Raw genomic sequence first — 20,214 nt, 5'->3', positions numbered from 1 at the left:
TGAAAGCGTGCTGTTCAGTGCATGAAACCTTCCATGAACCCCGCCACCTTGCTCGCCAGTTTGCGGCGCCAAGGGGCTGTCGCCGGGTTGGCCAGGGTCTGGTCTTCGTGGACGAAGCTGCGGATGATTGCGTTGTAACCCAGCCAGCGGCAGGGTTCGGGTTCCCAGGCCCGGAGCGTGTCCAGACCGCCTTGAGGCATGACCCAAGGCTGGTGAACCAGTTCGGTATCGCGCTCAAGAATCAGATCCGCCAGGGTTCGGCCGCCCAGGTTGCTGGCGCCGACGCCCTCCCCGCCATAACCGCCGGACAAGGCAATGCCGCTGGCCTGATCGCAGAGCATGTGCGGCTTGAAGTGCCGGGACATGCCCAGGTTGCCGCCCCATGCGTGGGTAATCTGCACGTTCTTGAGTTGCGGGAAGAGTTCGCTGAACAGGTAGCGCCGCAACTCCACTTCGCTGGTGGTCAGGTCAAAGTCATGGCGCAATTTTCCGGCAAACTGGTAGCCGCCCCGGGCGCCGAACACCAGGCGGTTGTCGGCCGTACGCTGGCCGTAGGTGACCTGTCGACTGCTTTCGCTGAACGCCTGGCCGCGGCTCAGGCCGATTTCGTCCCAGGTCGCAGCAGACAATGGTTCGGTGGCGACAATCAGGCTTTGTACCGGTAACTGATAACGGCCGAGGGGTGGCAACGTGACCGAATAACCTTCTACCGCCGGCACGATCCAGCGGCTGCGGACCTGAGCCTTTGCCGTGCGCAAACTCCCCGACTGCCACTGCGTGACCGCGCTGTTTTCGTAGATTTTGACACCCATGCGCTCGACCGTTTCTGCCAGGCCTCGCACCAACTTTGCCGGGTGAATGGTCGCAACGTGCGGTGCATAGATACCGCCATAAGGCTTCGCCACTCTGATCTGTTGCGTCAGTTGCTCCGGGCTGAGCCAGCGGTAATCGCTTTCGGTCAGGCCTTGGCGGTAAAGCTTGTCCAGATAGTCGCGCAGGCTGGTTTCCTGCTCGGGATAACGCGCGGCACAGTACAACACCCCGCCTTTGCGATAATCGCAGTCGATGCCCTCCCGTTCGATGACAATCTCGACTTCATCAGGAATGCTGTGCAGCAGATCGAAAGAGGCCCGACGTTGGTCTGGCGGCAAACCCGCCAACAGACGGTCCTCGCCCAGCAAGTTACCCATCAGCCAGCCGCCGTTGCGGCCCGACGCGCCAAAACCGGCGGTTTGCGCTTCGACGATGGCAATGTCCAGGCCTGGCGCCAGGCGCTTGAGGTAATACGCGGTCCAGAGCCCGGTGTAGCCTGCGCCGATGATAGCCACGTCGACGTCCAGGTCATGTTCCAGCGCAGGACGCGCCAGCAACGGCTCGTCGAGTTGATCCATCCACAAACTGATAGTGCGCCACGCCGACATGCCAGACTCCGCCACTCAAACTTCGATGGCGTCGATCCTAGTGCGTGACCTCAGGGGCTGTCGTGCGCGCGTGCACGCAAAGAAATTTGTTTGACGTAAGCCTTGGGCGACAGCCCTGTGTGCTGGCGAAAACAACTGTAGAACGCCGACAAGGAGTTGAAGCCGGCGGCAAACGCCAGCTCATCAATGCGCAGCGGTGGCATGGCGGCGTCCAGCGCCGCGAGTAAATGCTGCAGCCTCGCCTGATTGACATAGCGATAGAAGCTCTGGCCCAACACTTGATTCAGCAGATAGGAAATCTGATTGCGGCTGTACCCGCACTCCTGCGCCACCCGTTGCAGATCGAGCTCGGGATCCAGATAAGGCTGCTGGCGCTGGAAATACTGTTGCAGGTCCTCAGCCATGAAACTCAGCTGGCGCGGTGAAAGCCCAAGTCGGCTGGCGGCCGGGCGCGAATTCGTAGCGGTGTTGCGTTGCGGTTGTTCGCGCACCAGTGATGCGTATTCGTTGACTCGCCAGATCAACCCGTCGCGCACCGTGATCGCTTCACTGGAACGGAACGACACCAGCCCTTCGCCGCCGCGCAAGGTCATCTGGTACTGGATGAACGCAGTGTTGCCGTCCAGCCGTATGCGATCGGAATGCTCCAGCGCTTCGTCCGGGTTACGCGGCATGCTGCCGCGCACGTACTCACGCAACTCATCCAGGCCCATGATCCGGTTCTGGAAAAAGTCGTTGTACTGAATGTCCGGGTGATAAAGCGCCATGACCCCGTCCAGATCCCGGTGTTTCCAGCACAGGTGGTAGCGCATGACCGTCTCGCCCGTGGCCTTTGTTTGCAGCGGGCCATCATCATCGGCGTGCATAAGGGACTCGACGAAAAAAGCCGAGCTTGCCGAAGTTCGGCCGCGGCTTCAATGACCACGCCTGATCGCCGGTAACGCCGAGCAAGGCCCGGCACGTGATCCATATCAAAAAAACGGTAGCAATCGCCAAACGGACTGAAAAAAATCACATGGTTTTCACATCCGGGTGCTACTTTTAAAGGCAGTCACCGGTTGAGCCATTGAAGGCTCTTCCCTCCTAACATGAGCTAAAGGAAGCGCTCGATGAAGAAGGCGGGCAACACATGAATAAAGGGTCTTTCAGCAAAGTTACGTTTCCAAACGCCTGTCAGCTGATGCGCTGGCATTTCCATCCCATGGGATTCGAGGCGAGCATGGACGCGCCGGGCAGCATGATTGCCCGCCTGTTTGACCGCGCCAGTGGCGAGACCATGATCGCCATTGCAGGCATTCCATGCGCAACCGTGATGAATGCCGCGGACGTAGAACGAATAATCGAAGCCGTGGAAGACGAGCTAGAGTCTTTCATACCTCCCCAGGCCTTCAAGAGTTATGCCTGAAGGCCAAACGCCCAACAAAAAGCCCACATCATGTGGGCTTTTTTTGTGGGGCTCGGGTTCAGGCCAGTTTCTGACCCTGGCGATGATCAGCAAAGAATGGCTTGTCCTTGCCAATCCGGTCAGATGCCTTGGGCATGTTCGCCGCCTGAGTATCCTGCCCGTCGACATACCAGTAGCAATGACTCACCGCCCGAGTGATGCCGACGTAAGCCAGCCGCAGGATTTCGTCTTTCTGTGCGTTGTCGTATGGCTCGTTGTCGCCCGTCTTGCCAAGGCCCGCCATGCGATAGACCTGATTCTTGTAGGGAGAACTGGTCAGATGCTGACAATCACCCAGCAAAAACACCGCGTCAGCCTGCAAGCCCTTGGCGCTGTGATACGTCAGCTGTTTGATGCGCCGTGCTTCATATGGCAAGTTAGAATCCACATTAACTACAGACTGAATATGTTGTTCAATCAATAACTTATCGCTGCTTTTTCGATAAAGCATCAAGATTGAATCACCTTGTCGGTAATGCTGGATCAGGCGTTGAGCCATGCCTTGATCATCCCGATCCATGACGTTCACCGGCAACAGTGCCTTGGGTTCACCGCTGGCCTTGGCCTTTTTCCCGGCGATCGACGGCGCTGCGCGGACGATATGCTCGGCCGCATCAATGATGTGCTGATGACTGCGGAAATTGTCGCTGAGCATCACTTTGGTCGTGCTCGGTGACGGGAATTCCTTGTTGAACTCCATGAAATACGCTGGAGAACTGCCGCGCCAGCCATAAATGGACTGCCAGTCATCGCCGACGCAGAGCAAGGAGGAACGTTGCGCGCCTCGCCCCACATGCATCGCCGGGCCGCGACTGCGGATCTCGGCCAGACTGGCACGGATCCACGAGACAATTTGCGGCGATACGTCCTGAAATTCGTCGATCATCAGGTGTGACAAGGGCCTTAGCAGCTCATCGCTCAGCAGCTTCAGGTTTTCCGGGGAATGCTCGCTAAACAAGGCAAACATCCGGTTGTAGGTCATCACCGGTGGTTTTTGATCAAGCAAATGATCTTCCAGGGCGCGCCAGAACAGGCTCAGAGCTTCGAAGAAATACCGGTCCGGGTCATCCTTGGCGAAACTCATCTGGCCTACGGCACTCGGAACATCCAGGCCGAGGTTTTCGATAAACCCGGCGGCGGCCACAAAACAATCCAGCAAGGGGGCTGATCCCAGCTCACCTTTGACCTTGTAATCGAAACCCGGACCGGCACTGGCATCCCCTGCCAGGGAAGCCAGTACGCGCCTTGATGATTCGTAACTATCCAGCCATATCAAGGGTTTACGACAGAAAGCTTGAAACAGGGTGCGCTTCACCGCCCATTCCGCGCGGACAGTCAACTTGGCATTCGGGCGGCAGACCTGCGGATTTTCCCGTGGGTCAAAACCGAGTACGACCCAGGCGTCCAGCGTGGGGATGTAGCCGTGACAATGGAAAGTCGCACCATTGATATCGAAAGCCTGCCGATTGGGCTCGATGCCTTTTATTGGCCAGGCGCCGGCACGAAACCACAGGTCTTCAATCGTGTCGCAGAGCTCCTCGTCACGTTTGGCCGCCAACTCGGTCACCGCCACGCGCTTCTGCACGTCGGGGTGATCGCGCTCAAGCTCCTTGAGTTGCAAGGCATGACGGGACAATGGCTTGATCAGTTCGCGAAAACGCTCATCGCGAGTGTGCAGGCTGTGAAAACACGCATTGAGTTGCTGACGCTGCGCGTCATTGATGCGCAGGTCGAAGGGATTGCTGTCGACGTCCTCATCGCCGTTTTGCGCGCGATTGCTGAGGTTTTCGAATGCTTGCAGGCGCTCGAAGCCCGGCAGGCTGCGAACCATCGGCAGGATTCGCGAGTGGAAGGTGCGCACCAGGTCGCGCGCCTCCTTGAGGCTCAGTGCCCGGCCCCACACACCAAACAATTCGATCAGCTTATTAATGAAGTCCTTGCGCGACTCGCGGGTGAAGGTCACCACGGTCATCGAGCTCAGCTCGAAGCCCAGGTAATGGGTCAGCAGCAGGATACGCAGGACCAGTGTCGTCGACTTGCCTGCACCCGCCCCGGCAATCACCGACGTCGAAGGCGTGTCGCTGAAAATCATTTTCCACTGGGCGGCGCTGGGCTGGGCGTGAGGTGGCAGCAGTCGGGCGACATCGGCCTTCACGCGCTTCTTAAGCTCAGTGCTGAGTGGCAGGCGCCAATCGTCGAACAAGTTGCTATCGACATTAGGTGGCCGGTGCTCGGTGGAGCGCGAATCGCGGATCAGCAGGACCTGCCGGCCTTCTTCCAACCCCTCGGCTTTGCCTTCCTTATAGCCGTAATCGACCCCGGCGCTGTGACCACTGCGAAACCCATCGGCTTGCCCGTGCAACCACGAGGCACGGTGTTGCGCGCGCAGCCGGGTCAAGCCATGGCCAAAGAACCGGGCGGCGAGGCGCTTGAGCAGTGGCATCTCGGCCAGGGGACGAAGTTCGGGAGGAAGATCGGGGGTGTGTTGCGGCACGCGGGCTGACTCCAGGGTGTGAGGCTGACGAGGGCTATGGTGTCCGTATTTGCCGTTGAGTTCTAGTGAAATGCTTACAGGTCATTGGCTTATACGATGAAGTGAAGGCTGGATGAGAACGTTTCGAGGTTATTTGATATCAACTTATCCGATCATGATGAGGCATTTTTTACGCTTTTTATCGATTGGTGCCTGATAGATGATGCCCGCCATCAACCACCGGTTCTCGTTTCGTGGCTCAGGCGCTCTGCCCCATGACGAACCTTTTTCAGGAGACGATCATGCTTGAACTCAGACCTTTCAACTCCCTGGGCGGCGCCCACCATGGCTGGTTGGATGCCCACCACCACTTTTCGTTCGCCGAGTACCACGACCCGAAACGCATGAACTGGGGCAACCTGCGGGTATGGAACGACGACGTGATTGCCTCCGGCACTGGGTTCCCTAAACACCCGCACCGGGACATGGAAATCATCACCTATGTTCGTGAAGGTGCAATTACCCACGAAGACAACCTCGGCAACAAGGGCCGCACCGAAGCGGGCGACGTTCAGGTCATGAGCGCCGGCACCGGGATCGCTCACAGTGAATACAACCTGGAAGCGAACGAAACCAGGATCTTTCAGATCTGGATCATCCCGAACGAATCAGGCCTGGCCCCCTCATGGGGCGCCAAGCCATTCCCGAAAGGCCAACGTGAAGGCTTCGTGACGTTGGCCAGCGGTAAGGCGGGTGACGATCAAAGCCTGCGAATCCGTGCCGATGCACGGCTGGTGGCCGCCAATCTGAAGGCCGGTGAAACCGCCGAGTATCGCCTGGACAGTGGCCGTCGCGCTTATCTGGTTCCGGCTACCGGGGTCATTGAAGTCAATGGCTTGCGTGCACAAGCTCGAGACGGTGTTGCCGTGGCGGATGAGCAGGTGTTGCGGGTGACTGCGATTGAGGACAGTGAGATCGTGTTGGTGGATCTGGCTTGATCGGGTAAATGCAGGGCAAAAAAAGGGGCGACCGTTGATGGTCGCCCCTTTTTTACATCTGAATCCTGAGTGGCCGTGCTGGCGTCTTCGCGGGCAAGCCTCGCTCCTACTGGATAGATATCGCCCACAATCATGTGATCGACTCCGCCCATGCAGGAGCGAGGCTTGACCGCAAAGGGTCGCTCAATCACTTCGCAGAAATAGCGCCATCCACCAGGGTCTGAGCTTCTGCAACCAACTGCTTGAGGTGCTCGTCACTGACGAAGCTCTCAGCGTAAATCTTGTAAATATCTTCAGTCCCCGAAGGCCGTGCCGCGAACCAGCCGTTCTCGGTCATGACTTTCAAACCGCCAATGGCCTGGTCGTTACCCGGCGCGTGGCTGAGGATGCTCTGGATCGCTTCGCCCGCCAGTTGGGTCGAGGTGACCTGATCCGGTGACAGCTTGCTCAACAAGGCCTTCTGTTCAGGGTTGGCCTTGGCGTCGACGCGCACCGAGAACGGTTCGCCGAGCTCGTCAGTCAACGCACGGTAGGCCTGGCTCGGGTCGCGACCGGTACGAGCGGTCATTTCTGCCGCCAGCAATGCCGGAATCAAGCCGTCCTTGTCGGTGCTCCAGACGCCGCCGTCCTTGCGCAGGAACGAGGCCCCCGCGCTTTCTTCGCCGCCAAAGCCCAGCGAACCGTCGAACAGACCGTCAGCAAACCATTTGAATCCGACCGGCACTTCGTACAGGCGACGGCCCAGGCGCTTGGCCACACGATCGATCAAGCCGCTGCTGACCACGGTTTTGCCCACGGCAGCATCGGCGCGCCACTGTGGACGGTTCTGGAACAGGTAATCGATGGAAACGGCGAGGTAGCTGTTCGGTGCCAGCAGACCACCGGACGGGGTCACGATGCCATGGCGATCGTGATCCGGGTCGCAAGCAAACGCTACGTCAAAGCGCTCTTTCAGACCGATCAGGCCTTGCATGGCATGGCTCGACGAGGGGTCCATCCGGATTTGCCCGTCCCAGTCGACTGTCATGAAGCGGAACGTCGGGTCGACCTGTTTGTTCACCACTTCCAGGTCCAGACGGTAGTGCTCGGCAATCGCCGACCAGTAGCGCACCCCTGCTCCGCCCAGCGGATCAACGCCCAGACGCAGCTTGGCACCACGGATGGCATCGAAGTCGATCACGTTGATCAGGTCGGCGACGTAGGTGTTGAGGTAATCGTGACGATGGGTCGTGCCGGCCTTCAATGCCTGCTCGTAGCTGATGCGTTTGACGCCGGCCAGCTTGTTGCCCAGCAGCTCGTTGGCCTTCGCTTCGATCCACTTGGTGATGTGGGTATCGGCCGGTCCACCGTTGGTGGGGTTGTATTTGTAGCCACCGCTTTGCGGCGGATTGTGCGATGGCGTGATGACGATACCGTCCGCCAGGCCCGAGGTACGGCCGCGGTTGTAGCAAAGAATCGCGTGGGAAATCGCCGGGGTCGGCGTGTATTCGTCACCCTCGGCGATCATCACGGTCACGCCGTTCGCGGCCAGCACTTCCAGGGCGCTGGCGCCGGCCGGGGTGGACAGTGCGTGGGTGTCGATGCCGACAAACAGCGGACCATCGATACCCTGGGCTTCGCGGTACAGGCAGATCGCCTGACTGATCGCCAGAACGTGCCATTCGTTGAAACTCAGATCGAACGAGCTGCCTCGGTGTCCGGACGTGCCGAAGGCTACGCGTTGGGTAGAGATGGCGGCATCAGGCTGGCCGGTGTAATAGGCCGTTACCAGTCGCGGGATGTCGACCAACAATTCTGCCGGTGCCGGTTTGCCCGCAAAAGGACTGAGTGTCATGCAAAACCTCTGGAATAGAGTGGTTCAGGAGTAGGAGCGCAGTTTACTGGCAGTTTGACCGCAGCGCGACGTTATCGATCCCGAGGGAAATGTTATCAATCGCCAAAGCCCCACCCCTGCTCAATCGATCGATTCCAGGCGCAAGGCATCGCCCAGCAAACCCATGGCCGCCGCGAGGTCGTGGTCGCCGCCGAAGGTATGGCTCAGGCGCAAGTGTTGCGCGTGCAACCCTTGGAGGCTGAACAGCTCCCCTGGCGCAATCACCACCTGGTGCCTGAGCAGGCGCTGGAACACCCGACGCACATCGACCTGACGCAGCGATTGCACCCAAATCGTCGCACCGCCCAAGGGTTCGACAAAGTGCAAGGCATCCCCCAGACGCTCCTGCAACAGTTGGGTCATGTGCACCTTGCGGTCCTTGAGCAGCCGGCGCAATACCAGCAAGTGCTGATCGATTCGTCCATTGCTGTAAAGCCGTGCGATGGCTTTCTGGCGAATCGGTGACAACCGGAATGAACGTAACAAGAAATGCCGCTGCAGTTCGACGCTCAATTGCCGCGAGAGCAGATAACCATAAGGCGCTTCCGGCCCGATGGATTTTTCGAAGGTGGAGAAAACGATCAGCCGGTCCGGGTTCAGCAGATCGCGAAACCGCAGGCCGTCGGGCTCGAATGCGAGCTCGCCATAGCAGTCGTTCTCCAACACCCAACTGCCATGACGCTCCAGCAGTTCAGCGGTTGACTGCCTGTTGCTGTGGGAAGCCACGCTGCCGCGCGGCATGTTGAGGCCGGAAGAAAGCATGACCAGCCGTACCGGCTTGGTCTCCAGCAGTTGCTTGAGCTGCTCAAGGTCCAGGCCGCCATGGGGTTGCAGGGGCAACTCGATGACCTGGACGTCAGCGTCCTGGAGCAAGCGCAGGATCATCCAGTCGCAGGGCGATTCGACGACTACCATGGCATCTTTGAGACACAGTACAGCGATCAGTATTTCCAGGACACCACGCAAATCGGCGCCAATGTAGACATTATCGGCGTGCCAGCAACGTGCCGGAGACGAGGTATAGCGTGCGGCCAGTGCGGCGCGCAGTTCCAGTTCACCACAAGGTTGTGAAGTCGGTTGCGGCTGACGCGGATATTGACGCAGCAGTTCTCTTTCAAGCAGCAACAGCGGGCTGTCCAAGGGCTGCAACAACGCCGGTTCATCCGCGCTCAACACCAGCATCCCCGGTCGCCTGGCGTTCACATAGACCGTCTCGAGCAGGTCATTGCCGCTGCTGAGCGGGTGAATGGACGACACCGGCAGCGCGTAATAGCCGGATTTGGCGACCGAATACACCCGCCCTTCCTTTTCCAGCAGCGAATAGGCGTACTGAATCGTCGAAATCGATACGCTCAAACGGTCCGCCAATTGCCTTAATGAAGGGAGGCGGACCCGCGTGTCGCTGACGGGCTCGTTGATGAGGTTAGTCAGGTAACGGTACACCGCCTGATAGGCAAAGTCGGTTTCGCGGGGTCCTTTCATGGGTGATGACCAAGCACGCCACGCGCCGCGTGGGGTGGGTGGATGAGCGCGGTAACCCCGAGAATTTTCAACGACCCGTTGACCGTTCGCCATTTGCGGCGTTGCCCGCGTCGAGGTCCAGCGCAGGCTCATCCGCATTACCGACTGCCGGGCCCGGCCCTTCGCCCCTCGCAACCGGTCCCATCCGGTAAAGCGTGCCGATCAACTTGACGGTCAACCCGCTGACGTCGACCATCCATTGCAGCACCTGCTCGGGAGCCGACTTGCCCTGCATCGCCCGGTGCAGATCAGGCAACGCCACGAGCATACCGGGATGGCATTGGCGTAGAAAACGCTCAAGCGAGGCGCCGTTATCGACGAAGGGCGCGAACAGCAAGCACACCAGTTGAGCCTCACTCAAGCCCAGGCTTTTCTGGGCCTGCGCCGCTGCCAATGCACGCTGGTCGGACATTGTCGTCGGGTTAACGAACGTTTCCATTACCTGCTCGCAATAGCGCTCGGGAAGCTGTTTGCGACGCATCATGACCAAGGCCCGCTGTACGTAATCGGCGACGCCTGCTTCATAGGTGCGGCCATGAACAAAACACGCCTCCAGCCCCCGAACGTGCGCAGAAATCGTCAGGCTGACAAACTCGTTATCACTAAGCTGGGCCGCCAGTTCGTCAGGCTGAAACCCGAGGAAATCGGTGAGTAGCGGCCAGCGATCTTCCAGATTGCTGACCAGCATGTCGTGAATATCGATGAAGGTTGTGCGCCGACACGCTTCAAATGATTCGGCCGGCCGCCACTCAGCCTGCCCATGCTCAGAATAAAACTCGCGGTAGCAATCGCTGCCCAGTTCATCCAGTCGCGCGAACAGCTCCTCGTAACCGGATTCAGGGGCATTCGATGCATTGAGGCCAGCCTTTTGCGCCGCACGGGTCAACCCATGCATGAACTGCTTTTGCTGACGAGGTGTATCGCTGCTGACCAACGCATCGACGCCTCGGTCCCAACGGCAGATTTGCCCATAAAACTCGCCCGCCGCCAGGTACCCGTCATCCCACAGGTCAAGCGGCCCGTTCCAGGTTCGCCGATGACCCACCATCAACAGATTGAGGCGATTTGACTCGCGACCTGCATCGGAGACCGGCGCCAGATGGCTGAATGGCAGGACTTCCCGGTTATCGACCATCACCACTTCGACCCGAGGATCGTCGTAGAGAAACAGCGCACTGCAACTGTGATGGATGTTTTCAAGGGCCATCGGGCTTGCGCCATTCGTGCGCAAGGTCGCGACTCTCAGCTGGAACGTCGCAGGCGCCCGGCCAGCGATGCTCAATTGTGCGGCGCGCAGCAATGCCAGCGTGTAGCAACAGTCGCGGGTTCCGGACTGGATCGACAACACCTTGTATTCGCCGATCCGCTCCATGCCACCCGCGGAGACCACCAGGCGCTGAATCATCAGCTGCAGTGCCGTGCGCTCGGCGCGTGAAAAAAAACTCAGCAATCGCTGCAATACTTGCTGATAAACATAGTTCATTGCCTGTTCATGGGTATGGGTCATCATTGTTTACCTGTTACGCATAGGTTCGATGTCACGCAAACAACTGTGTGCATTGCGCACACGGCTGACTGACATGATTAAAGTGTTTCGATTGATATGAAATCCTAACACTTAGTTTTGAGTAATTATTTGAAATGAATCGAGCTTACTTGTGACCCTGTCCGCACACGATGGCAGGAAAGCCCCGCAGGACAAGGGTCCTGCGACCACACGAGGGATCCTAGGAAATGTCCGACAGCGTCCCACAGACATGTAGCACGAGAAATAAAGAAAGAAGTCGCAATTAATTTTTCGGCAATTGATCGATAACACGCTATTTGTTGAGCTTGTATTACCGGAGTGCGAAGAAAAGTATCTGTCCAATACCCAGCCATAGCTCATTCCTTGAGATGAAAGTAATCATTCAATTATCGGGGCTTATAGGGTGATTAGAAGATACAGATTGAGAGCAAAAACCAGTTCAGTTGCTGAACTGACTCGTCGCAGGTTGAGGGGGACGTCTCGGAATTTCGGAGGGGGAAATGCAAAAGTCCGTGCAAGCACGGACTTTTTCAGTGGTGTTACGCCGGATCGACCTGGAGCGCAACCCGTTCGCGACACGGGCATTCATCCATGTAGCGGTGCGCCTCGACAAACTCGGAAAACGGAAAGACCCGAGTCTTGAGTGGCAGCAACACGCGGTCTGCGGTCAGCTGGTTGATGTCGCGCAAGGCACGTTGCAGTGCGACCTGATCCTGGATGATGCCCAGCTCCGGCTTGCCAGTGAAGTTGCCGATGCAGTGAACGAAGAACTGAATGTTCTTCTGGAACGCTGCGCAGGCCGGGAACGGCGTCTGGTTACCACCTTGCAGGCCGTACAGCACCAGGCTGCCACGAGGCGCGAGCACATCGCCCAGCAGTGACATCTGCGGACCGCCGAGGCCATCGAACACCACATCCACGCCGCGGTTGTCGGTGATTTTGTTGATCCGCATGAGCAGATCCTCTTCCTCGGTGACGATTACTTTCTCGGCACCCAGTGACAGCAGGTATTCACGTTCTTCAGCGGTCTTGGTGGCGGCAATTACCCGCACGCCCAATGCCTTGCCCAGTTGCACAAACGATGGACCGGCACAGTGGCTCGCGTCAGTCACCAAGGCAAATTGCCCAGGTTTGACACGCGCCAGATCGACATAAGCGAAGTAGGCAATCAGCAGCGGCGTGTAATGCACGGCCGCTTCAATCGGGCTGAGCACGTCCGGATAACGGGTCAATGCCGAGCGAGGCAGAACGATCTGCTCGCCATAGACCGGATAGTCGTTGGGGCTTTCAGCCGGGAAGCTGGCGACCTTGTCACCGACTGCCAGGTCATCGACGCCCTCGCCGACTGCTGTCACGACGCCGGACATCTCATGGCCAAGGCCAGAAGGCAGACGAGCATGGGATGAGGCCAGGTTCTGGCGCCAGAGAATGTCGTACCAGCTGATGCCAATCGCCTCGACGCGCACCTGCACTTCGCCCGGCGCAGGGAGAGCGGCCGCATGCTCTTCGCATTTGAGCACCTCGGCTGGACCAAACTTGTGAAAACGGATCGTGCGGGACATCGCAAACCTCGTCAAAGAAACCTCTAATGCCCTGAACTCTATCTGGGCTTTCTACCCAAGACTATCAGTGGCTATTAATAGTCGACATGCCTGTCATTGATTCCGCAGCATCCATTGGATCAACGGTTATCGTAAAAATCCGGAGCATCCGTTCCAGGGAAACTGAATTATTCGGTGCAGAGTAGCAGCCTTTCCCCGTAATATTCATGCCGGCCATTGTTCTCATATGGCCGCTCTCGTCAAGCTTGATGACTCTGCCAGGACTCCAGATGAATCGTAATGACCTGCGTCGTGTCGACCTGAACCTGTTGATCGTTTTTGAAACATTGATGCACGAACGCAGTGTGACCCGTGCTGCGGAGAAATTGTTCCTCGGCCAGCCGGCCATCAGTGCGGCGCTCTCACGCCTGCGCGGGCTGTTCGATGATCCGTTATTCGTGCGCACCGGGCGCAGCATGGAGCCTTCCGCTCGCGCGGTGGAAATCTTCGCCCTGCTCTCTCCTGCCTTGGATTCGATTTCCACGGCAGTCAGCCGTGCGGCAGAATTCGACCCGGCGACCAGTACGGCGGTGTTCCGCATTGGCCTGTCGGACGATGTCGAGTTCGCGCTGCTGCCGATGCTGCTCAAGCGTTTGCGTGCGGAATCGCCGGGGATCGTATTGGTGGTGCGTCGGGCCAACTACATCCTGATGCCGAGCCTGTTGGCCTCGGGGGAGATTTCCATCGGCGTCAGCTACACCGCCGACCTGCCGGCCAACGCCAAGCGCAAAGTGCTGCGCCGCAGCATGCCGAAGCTGTTGCGCGCCGATACGGTGCCGGGGCCATTGAGCCTCGATGACTTCTGCGCCCGCCCCCATGCGCTGGTGTCGTTTGCCGGTGACCTGAGCGGCTTTATAGATGAAGAACTGGAAAAGCTCGGGCGCAAACGTCATGTGGTGCTCGCGGTGCCGCAGTTCAACGGGCTCAGCACACTCATCAGCGGGACTGATATTGTCGCGACGGTGCCGGACTACACCGCTGAGGCGTTGACGGCGGCTGGCGGGGTGCGAGCTGAAGATCCGCCCTTGCCGGTGCGCAGCTTTGAATTGCACATGGCGTGGCGTGGGTCGCAGGATAATGACCCGGGTGAACGTTGGTTGCGCTCCAGGATCCAGATGTTCTTCGGGGATCCGGATAGCCTGGCGTGATCCTGATCTTTTGTTGGGGCTGATGGCCTCTTCGCGGGCAAGCCTCGCTCCTACAGGGATTTAATCAGCGCCACAATTCCCTGTGGGAGCGGGCTTGCCCGCGACTCGGTCTCAAGCCAATCCCTTGCATTCTGCGCAACATAGAATTGTCATCAATCCAATTGATCGCCGTCCAATGTAAGGCGCATGCTAGAGGGCTGGCTTCAGACTTATATCATTCCGAATGATAGTTACCTTTGCTTCATTCGATTCGTGCGATACCACCCCGCCGCTCATCATCCGCCCATCTCAATACATTGGCGGATGCATCCATGGAACAGTCACTCAAACATTTGCGCTTCCCATTGGCCATGTTGGCCGTACTGGTGATGAGCGCCTGCGGCAAGGCTCCGGAGTCTGCCGCTACCATGCCTGCGGCGAAAGTCAGCGTCGCCAAGGTCCTGGAACAACCGGTCAACGAGTGGGACGAATTCACCGGGCGCCTTGAAGCGCCAGAAACCGTAGAAATTCGTCCACGGGTCTCCGGCCAGATTGATGAAGTGGCCTTCACCGAAGGCGCACTGGTCAAGAAAGGTGACCTGCTGTTCCAGATTGACCCACGCCCATTCCAGGCCGAGGTCCGCCGCCTCGAAGCACTGGTTGCCCAAGGCCGCGCCAACGCCACCCGCAGCGAAAACGAAGCCCAGCGTGGCGAACGCTTGCGCACCAGCAACGCGATCTCCGCCGAACTGGCCGATTCGCGCACCAGTGCAGCCCAGGAAGCCCGCGCCGCCGTCGGCGCTCTCCAGGCCCAACTGGACCTGGCCAAACTGAACCTGAGCTTCACCCGCGTCACCGCGCCCATCAGCGGTCGCGTCAGCCGTGCGGAAATCACCGCCGGCAACCTGGTGACCGCCGACACCACCGCGCTGACCAGCGTTGTTTCCACCGATAAGGTCTACGCCTACTTCGACGCCGACGAACGTGTGTTCCTCAAATACACCCAGCTCGCTCGCCAGGGCAAACGCGGTGCAACCACTCCGGTTTACCTCGGCCTGTCCAACGAAGACGGCAACCCGCACCAGGGCGTGATGAACTTCGTCGACAACCAGGTCAACCCGAAAACCGGCACCATCCGCGGTCGCGCGGTCTTTGACAATGCTGACGGACAGTACACCCCAGGCTTGTATGCCCGTTTGAAACTGGTCGGCAGCGGCACTTACTCCGCCGTCCTGATCAACGACGAAGCGGTCGGAACCGATCTGGGCAAGAAATTCGTGCTGGTAATGGATGCCGACAACAAGACGGCCTATCGCTCCGTCGAACTGGGGCCGAAGATCGAAGGCTTGCGCATCGTGCGCAGCGGCCTGAACAAGGATGACACCGTCATCGTCAAGGGTCTGCAACGGGTTCGCCCTGGCTCGCCGGTCACCCCTGAAGTGATCCCTATGGCCAGCGAACAAACCCTCGCGGCACTCGCACAACAACGACAAGCGCTGGAAGCCAGCAACCTGCCCCAAGTCGCACCTGCCAAGGTCGCGCCGGGTTCGGTTGTGAAACTGGCTGCTGCGACTCCACGCGGTTAAGGGACGACAACTCTGATGAATTTTTCCCAATTCTTCATTTCACGGCCGATCTTCGCAGCGGTGCTTTCGCTGCTGATCCTGATCGCCGGTGCCATCTCGCTGTTCCAGTTGCCGATCAGCGAATACCCGGAAGTCGTGCCACCGACCGTTGTGGTCCGTGCGAACTTCCCCGGCGCCAACCCAAAAGTCATCGGTGAAACCGTGGCCGCTCCCTTGGAGCAAGCCATTACCGGCGTCGAGAACATGCTGTACATGTCCTCGCAGTCTACCGCTGACGGCAAGATCACCCTGACCATCACCTTCGCACTGGGCACTGACCTGGACAATGCACAGGTGCAGGTTCAAAACCGCGTGACCCGGACCGAGCCGAAACTTCCAGAAGAAGTGACGCGCATCGGTATCACCGTCGACAAGGCGTCGCCCGACCTGACCATGGTTGTGCACTTGACCTCGCCGGACAAACGCTACGACATGCTCTACTTGTCCAACTACGCCTTGCTCAACATCAAGGATGAGCTGGCGCGCCTGGGCGGTGTCGGTGACGTGCAACTGTTCGGTATGGGCGACTACTCGCTGCGAGTCTGGCTCGATCCGAACAAGACCGCTTCGCGCAACCTGACTGCCACCGATGTGGTAACCGCGATTCGTGAACAGAACCGTCAAGTAGCTGCCGGTGCACTGGGTGCGCCCCCTGCGCCGAATGCCACTGCGTTCCAGCTGTCGGTCAACACTCAGGGCCGTCTGGTTTCTGAAGAAGAGTTCGAGAACATCATCATTCGCTCCGGCGACAACGGTGAAATCACGCGCCTGAAAGACATCGCTCGCGTTGAGTTGGGCTCCAGCCAATACGCATTGCGCTCGCTGCTGAACAACCAGCCTGCGGTGGCGATCCCGATCTTCCAGCGCCCTGGCTCCAACGCGATCGAGATCTCCAACGAAGTTCGCGACAAGATGGCCGAACTGAAGAAAAACTTCCCGGAAGGCATGGACTTCAGCATCGTCTATGACCCGACGATCTTCGTGCGCGGCTCCATCGAGGCGGTGGTCCACACCCTCTTCGAAGCGCTGATCCTCGTGGTTCTGGTGGTGATCCTGTTCCTGCAAACCTGGCGTGCCTCGATCATTCCGTTGGTGGCGGTGCCGGTTTCGCTAATCGGTACGTTTGCGGTGATGCACCTGTTCGGCTTCTCGCTGAATGCCCTGTCACTGTTCGGCCTGGTATTGGCCATCGGTATCGTGGTGGACGACGCCATCGTGGTGGTGGAGAACGTGGAAAGGCACATCGAGCTGGGAGAAACGCCCGTAGAAGCCACCAAGAAAGCCATGCGTGAGGTGACCGGGCCGATCATCGCGACGGCGCTGGTGCTGTGTGCGGTATTTATTCCGGCGGCGTTCATTTCGGGACTCACCGGCCAGTTCTATAAACAGTTTGCCCTGACCATTGCCATCTCGACCGTGATCTCGGCGTTCAACTCGCTGACACTGTCCCCTGCCCTGGCCGCCGTGCTGCTCAAGAGCCACCATGCGCCGAAAGATCGCTTTACCAAAGTGCTTGATAAACTGTTGGGCGGCTGGCTTTTCCGTCCGTTCAACCGGTTCTTCGAACGCGCCAGCCATGGTTATGTCGGCACCGTAGCCCGGGTTATCCGCAGCAGCGGTATTGCCCTGCTGTTGTACGCAGGCCTGATGGTGCTGACCTTCTTCGGTTTCGCCCACACCCCGACCGGCTTCGTACCCGGCCAGGACAAGCAATACCTGGTGGCCTTCGCGCAACTGCCGGACGCTTCGAGCCTTGACCGCACCGAGGACGTGATCAAACGCATGTCCGACCTGGCCCTGAAACAGCCTGGCGTGGAAAGTGCGGTAGCGTTCCCGGGCCTGTCGATCAACGGTTTCACCAACAGCCCGAATGCCGGCATCGTGTTCGTGACCCTGAAACCGTTCGACGAGCGCAAAGACCCGAGCATGTCGGCCGGTGCGATTGCCGGTGCATTGAACGGCCAGTTCGCCGGAATCCAGGAAGCCTACATGGCGATCTTCCCGCCGCCGCCGGTACAAGGCCTGGGCACCATCGGCGGTTTCCGCCTGCAGATCGAAGACCGGGGCAACCTGGGCTACGACGAGCTGTATAAAGAAACCATGAACATCATCACCAAGAGCCACAACGTGCCGGAACTGGCCGCGCTGTTCACCAGCTACACCGTGAACGTGCCGCAGGTCGATGCCGCCATCGACCGTGAAAAGGCCAAGACCCACGGCGTGGCTGTCAGCGACATCTTCGACACCCTGCAGATCTACTTGGGTTCGCTGTATGCCAACGACTTCAACCGCTTCGGTCGCACCTATCAGGTCAACGTCCAGGCTGAACAACAGTTCCGTCTCGAACCGGACCAGATCGGTCAGCTGAAAGTGCGTAACAACAAAGGCGAGATGATCCCGCTGGCGACCTTCATCAAGGTCAGCGACACCTCGGGCCCGGACCGCGTGATGCACTACAACGGCTTCATCACCGCTGAAATCAACGGTGCGGCAGCCCCAGGCTACAGCTCCGGCCAGGCTCAGGCAGCGATCGAGAAACTGCTCAAGGAAGAACTTCCAAACGGCATGACCTACGAGTGGACCGACCTGACCTACCAGCAGATTCTGTCCGGCAACACCGCGCTGTTCGTGTTCCCGCTCTGCGTATTGCTGGCGTTCCTGGTGCTCGCGGCCCAATACGAAAGCTGGAGCCTGCCACTGGCGGTGATCCTGATCGTACCGATGACCCTGCTGTCGGCCATCATCGGTGTGATTGCTTCGGGAGGCGACAACAACATCTTCACTCAGATCGGCTTGATCGTACTGGTGGGACTTGCGTGTAAGAACGCGATTCTGATCGTCGAGTTTGCCAAGGATAAACAGCAGGACGAAGGTCTCAGCCCGCTGGCTGCGGTCCTGGAAGCATGCCGTCTGCGTCTGCGTCCGATCTTGATGACTTCCTTCGCGTTCATCATGGGTGTTGTGCCTCTGGTCTTCTCCAGCGGTGCCGGTGCCGAAATGCGTCATGCCATGGGTGTGGCGGTGTTCTCCGGGATGCTCGGGGTGACCTTCTTCGGTCTGTTGCTGACACCCGTGTTCTACGTATTGATTCGTAACTTTGTGGAGCGCGGTGAAAAGCGCAAAGCGGCCAAGGCGCTAAAACTGGAAAAGCAACTGGAGGCGCAACAATGAGCCTGAAAGCCTTCCTGCCGAGCCTTCTGGTACTGGCCTTGAGTGCCTGTGCCGTCGGCCCGGACTACAAGACACCAGCCACCGAGCCGGCCAACATCACCACTGCCACCGACGGCGCTGCCGGCCAGAAAAACTTCGACCGCTCGCGTTTCGAAGGCATCTGGTGGCAGCAGTTCGAAGACCCGACCCTCAACCAGTTGGTGACTCAATCGCTGCAAGGCAACCGTGATCTGCGCGTGGCCTTCGCCCGCTGGAAAGCGGCCCGGGCGATTCGCGATGACGTCAGCAATGACGCCATGCCCACCATCACCAGCCGCGCCAGCAGTGACTTGGGCAAGGGTCAGATCCCGGGCCAGACCACCAAACGGGTCAACAGCGAACGTTATGACCTCGGCCTGGACATGGCGTGGGAGATCGACCTGTTTGGGCGTATCCAGCGCAACCTCGAGTCCGCCGATGCCGAACAGCAGGCGCTCGAAGCCGATCTGTACCAACTGCAAGTCACCATGATTGCCGAACTGGTGGATTCTTATGGCCAATTGCGCGGCGCACAGTTGCGCGAAAAGATTGCCCTGGCCAACCTGAACAACCAGCAGGAGTCGCGCAAGATCACCGAAAGCCTGCGTGATGCCGGCGTCGGCGATCAACTGGACGTCGAGCGTGCCGATGCACGCCTGGCCTCGGTCGAAGCCAGCGTGCCGCAGTTACAGGCCGAACAGGTTCGGCAGAAAAACCGTATCGCCACCCTGCTGGGCGAGCGTCCGGACAAGCTGACTGTCGACTTGAGTCCAAAAGACTTGCCGGCCATTGCCAAAGCATTGCCGATCGGTGACCCGGGGCAGTTGCTGCAACGTCGTCCGGACATCCTCAGCGCCGAGCGCAAACTGGCCTCCTCCACCGCCCGTATAGGCGTGGCCAAGGCTGATCTGTTCCCTCGGGTCAGCCTCAGCGGCTTCCTTGGTTTTACCGCCGGCCGTGGTTCGCAGATCGGTTCTGCGGCGGCCAATGCCTGGGCGCTCGGCCCGAGCATTACGTGGGCTGCGTTCGACCTGGGTAGCGTGCGAGCCCGTCTGCGCGGCGCCGATGCCGATGCCGAAGGCGCGCTGGCGACTTACGAACAGCAAGTGCTGCTGGCGCTGGAAGAATCGGAAAACGCATTCAGCGACTACGGTAAACGTCAGCAACGGCTGATCTCGCTGATCCGTCAAAGCGAAGCGAGCCGCGCCGCCGCAGACCTGGCGCAAATCCGCTACCGCGAAGGCACCGTGGACTTCCTCGTCCTGCTGGATGCCCAACGTGAGCGTCTGGCGGCTGAAGATACCCAGGCCTCGGCGGAAACCGATCTTTATCGCGGCATTGTCGCGATCTACAAAGCCCTTGGCGGTGGCTGGCAACCAGAGACGGTCGCCAGCAAGTAATTTTTAAAGAGCTC

13 protein-coding genes are annotated in these 20,214 nt (G+C 59.0%); 6 read left to right on the top strand and 7 right to left on the bottom strand.

Going from position 1 to position 20,214, the window contains the following annotated elements; translation table 11 throughout:
• Positions 1-14: 14 nt before the first annotated feature.
• Positions 15-1,421, bottom strand: a complete 1,407-nt coding sequence (locus AB4N91_RS11705) for an NAD(P)/FAD-dependent oxidoreductase (protein ID WP_010460410.1) — start codon at positions 1,419-1,421, stop codon at positions 15-17.
• 50 nt (positions 1,422-1,471) lie between these two features.
• Entirely contained in the window at positions 1,472-2,287 is an 816-nt protein-coding gene (locus AB4N91_RS11700) for a helix-turn-helix domain-containing protein (RefSeq protein WP_010460412.1), read from the bottom strand.
• A 263-nt stretch (positions 2,288-2,550) separates the two neighbouring features.
• On the opposite strand from AB4N91_RS11700, the gene AB4N91_RS11695 reads away from it, so the two are divergent.
• On the top strand, positions 2,551-2,826 hold the full coding sequence (locus AB4N91_RS11695; RefSeq protein WP_010460414.1) for a DUF1652 domain-containing protein: 276 nt from the start codon (positions 2,551-2,553) through the stop codon (positions 2,824-2,826).
• A 58-nt stretch (positions 2,827-2,884) separates the two neighbouring features.
• Here the strand turns inward: AB4N91_RS11695 and AB4N91_RS11690 are convergent, their stop codons facing one another.
• Complete coding sequence (locus AB4N91_RS11690) at positions 2,885-5,359, bottom strand: UvrD-helicase domain-containing protein (RefSeq protein ID WP_460112477.1); 2,475 nt, start codon at positions 5,357-5,359, stop codon at positions 2,885-2,887.
• 281 nt (positions 5,360-5,640) lie between these two features.
• Between AB4N91_RS11690 and AB4N91_RS11685 the strand changes: the two genes are divergently transcribed.
• Positions 5,641-6,336, top strand: coding sequence for a pirin family protein (locus AB4N91_RS11685; protein ID WP_460112476.1), 696 nt, complete (start codon positions 5,641-5,643; stop codon positions 6,334-6,336).
• A 187-nt stretch (positions 6,337-6,523) separates the two neighbouring features.
• Here the strand turns inward: AB4N91_RS11685 and pgm are convergent, their stop codons facing one another.
• The 4 genes from pgm to AB4N91_RS11665 all read right to left on the bottom strand — a co-directional run bounded on the left by pgm (position 6,524) and on the right by AB4N91_RS11665 (position 12,820).
• On the bottom strand, positions 6,524-8,170 hold the full coding sequence (gene pgm, locus AB4N91_RS11680; protein WP_102593491.1) for a phosphoglucomutase (alpha-D-glucose-1,6-bisphosphate-dependent): 1,647 nt from the start codon (positions 8,168-8,170) through the stop codon (positions 6,524-6,526).
• A 120-nt stretch (positions 8,171-8,290) separates the two neighbouring features.
• Positions 8,291-9,691 carry an aminotransferase-like domain-containing protein gene (locus AB4N91_RS11675; RefSeq protein ID WP_154911676.1) on the bottom strand — a complete coding sequence of 467 codons (1,401 nt, stop codon included), beginning with the start codon at positions 9,689-9,691 and terminating at the stop codon, positions 8,291-8,293.
• A gap of 67 nt (positions 9,692-9,758) precedes the next feature.
• Positions 9,759-11,237, bottom strand: coding sequence for a hypothetical protein (locus tag AB4N91_RS11670; protein ID WP_077747844.1), 1,479 nt, complete (start codon positions 11,235-11,237; stop codon positions 9,759-9,761).
• Between the two features lie 560 nt (positions 11,238-11,797).
• Entirely contained in the window at positions 11,798-12,820 is a 1,023-nt protein-coding gene (locus tag AB4N91_RS11665; RefSeq protein WP_010460426.1) for a zinc-dependent alcohol dehydrogenase family protein, read from the bottom strand.
• Between the two features lie 269 nt (positions 12,821-13,089).
• Here AB4N91_RS11665 and AB4N91_RS11660 point away from each other — a divergent pair, with 269 nt between their 5' ends.
• The 4 genes from AB4N91_RS11660 (at position 13,090) to AB4N91_RS11645 (ending at position 20,200) form a co-directional block, all read left to right on the top strand.
• A complete protein-coding gene (locus AB4N91_RS11660; protein WP_008156370.1) occupies positions 13,090-14,007 on the top strand; it encodes a LysR family transcriptional regulator in 918 nt (305 codons plus the stop codon).
• A gap of 311 nt (positions 14,008-14,318) precedes the next feature.
• Positions 14,319-15,572, top strand: a complete 1,254-nt coding sequence (mexE, locus tag AB4N91_RS11655; protein WP_145307622.1) for a multidrug efflux RND transporter periplasmic adaptor subunit MexE — start codon at positions 14,319-14,321, stop codon at positions 15,570-15,572.
• 15 nt (positions 15,573-15,587) lie between these two features.
• Entirely contained in the window at positions 15,588-18,782 is a 3,195-nt protein-coding gene (locus AB4N91_RS11650) for an efflux RND transporter permease subunit (protein ID WP_154504733.1), read from the top strand.
• Positions 18,779-20,200, top strand: coding sequence for an efflux transporter outer membrane subunit (locus AB4N91_RS11645; protein WP_010460436.1), 1,422 nt, complete (start codon positions 18,779-18,781; stop codon positions 20,198-20,200). The genes AB4N91_RS11650 and AB4N91_RS11645 overlap by 4 nt, the downstream gene beginning before the upstream one ends.
• The last annotated feature ends 14 nt before the right edge of the window (positions 20,201-20,214 follow it).

The sequence above is a fragment of the Pseudomonas sp. H3_D04 genome (genome assembly GCF_054669175.1).
Note: the sequence above shows the minus strand (reverse complement) of the source record. Positions and strands in the feature narration are given on the sequence as shown.

Bases quoted from the DNA above. Each gene is read 5' to 3' on its own strand.
- AB4N91_RS11675 (WP_154911676.1), bottom strand. From the start codon at position 9,691: ATGAAAGGACCCCGCGAAACCGACTTTGCCTATCAGGCGGTGTACCGT.
- AB4N91_RS11695 (WP_010460414.1), top strand. From the start codon at position 2,551: ATGAATAAAGGGTCTTTCAGCAAAGTTACGTTTCCAAACGCCTGTCAG.
- AB4N91_RS11645 (WP_010460436.1), top strand. From the start codon at position 18,779: ATGAGCCTGAAAGCCTTCCTGCCGAGCCTTCTGGTACTGGCCTTGAGT.
- AB4N91_RS11685 (WP_460112476.1), top strand. From the start codon at position 5,641: ATGCTTGAACTCAGACCTTTCAACTCCCTGGGCGGCGCCCACCATGGC.
- pgm (WP_102593491.1), bottom strand. From the start codon at position 8,170: ATGACACTCAGTCCTTTTGCGGGCAAACCGGCACCGGCAGAATTGTTG.
- AB4N91_RS11650 (WP_154504733.1), top strand. From the start codon at position 15,588: ATGAATTTTTCCCAATTCTTCATTTCACGGCCGATCTTCGCAGCGGTG.
- AB4N91_RS11660 (WP_008156370.1), top strand. From the start codon at position 13,090: ATGAATCGTAATGACCTGCGTCGTGTCGACCTGAACCTGTTGATCGTT.
- AB4N91_RS11670 (WP_077747844.1), bottom strand. From the start codon at position 11,237: ATGACCCATACCCATGAACAGGCAATGAACTATGTTTATCAGCAAGTA.
- AB4N91_RS11705 (WP_010460410.1), bottom strand. From the start codon at position 1,421: ATGTCGGCGTGGCGCACTATCAGTTTGTGGATGGATCAACTCGACGAG.
- AB4N91_RS11700 (WP_010460412.1), bottom strand. From the start codon at position 2,287: ATGCACGCCGATGATGATGGCCCGCTGCAAACAAAGGCCACGGGCGAG.
- mexE (WP_145307622.1), top strand. From the start codon at position 14,319: ATGGAACAGTCACTCAAACATTTGCGCTTCCCATTGGCCATGTTGGCC.
- AB4N91_RS11665 (WP_010460426.1), bottom strand. From the start codon at position 12,820: ATGTCCCGCACGATCCGTTTTCACAAGTTTGGTCCAGCCGAGGTGCTC.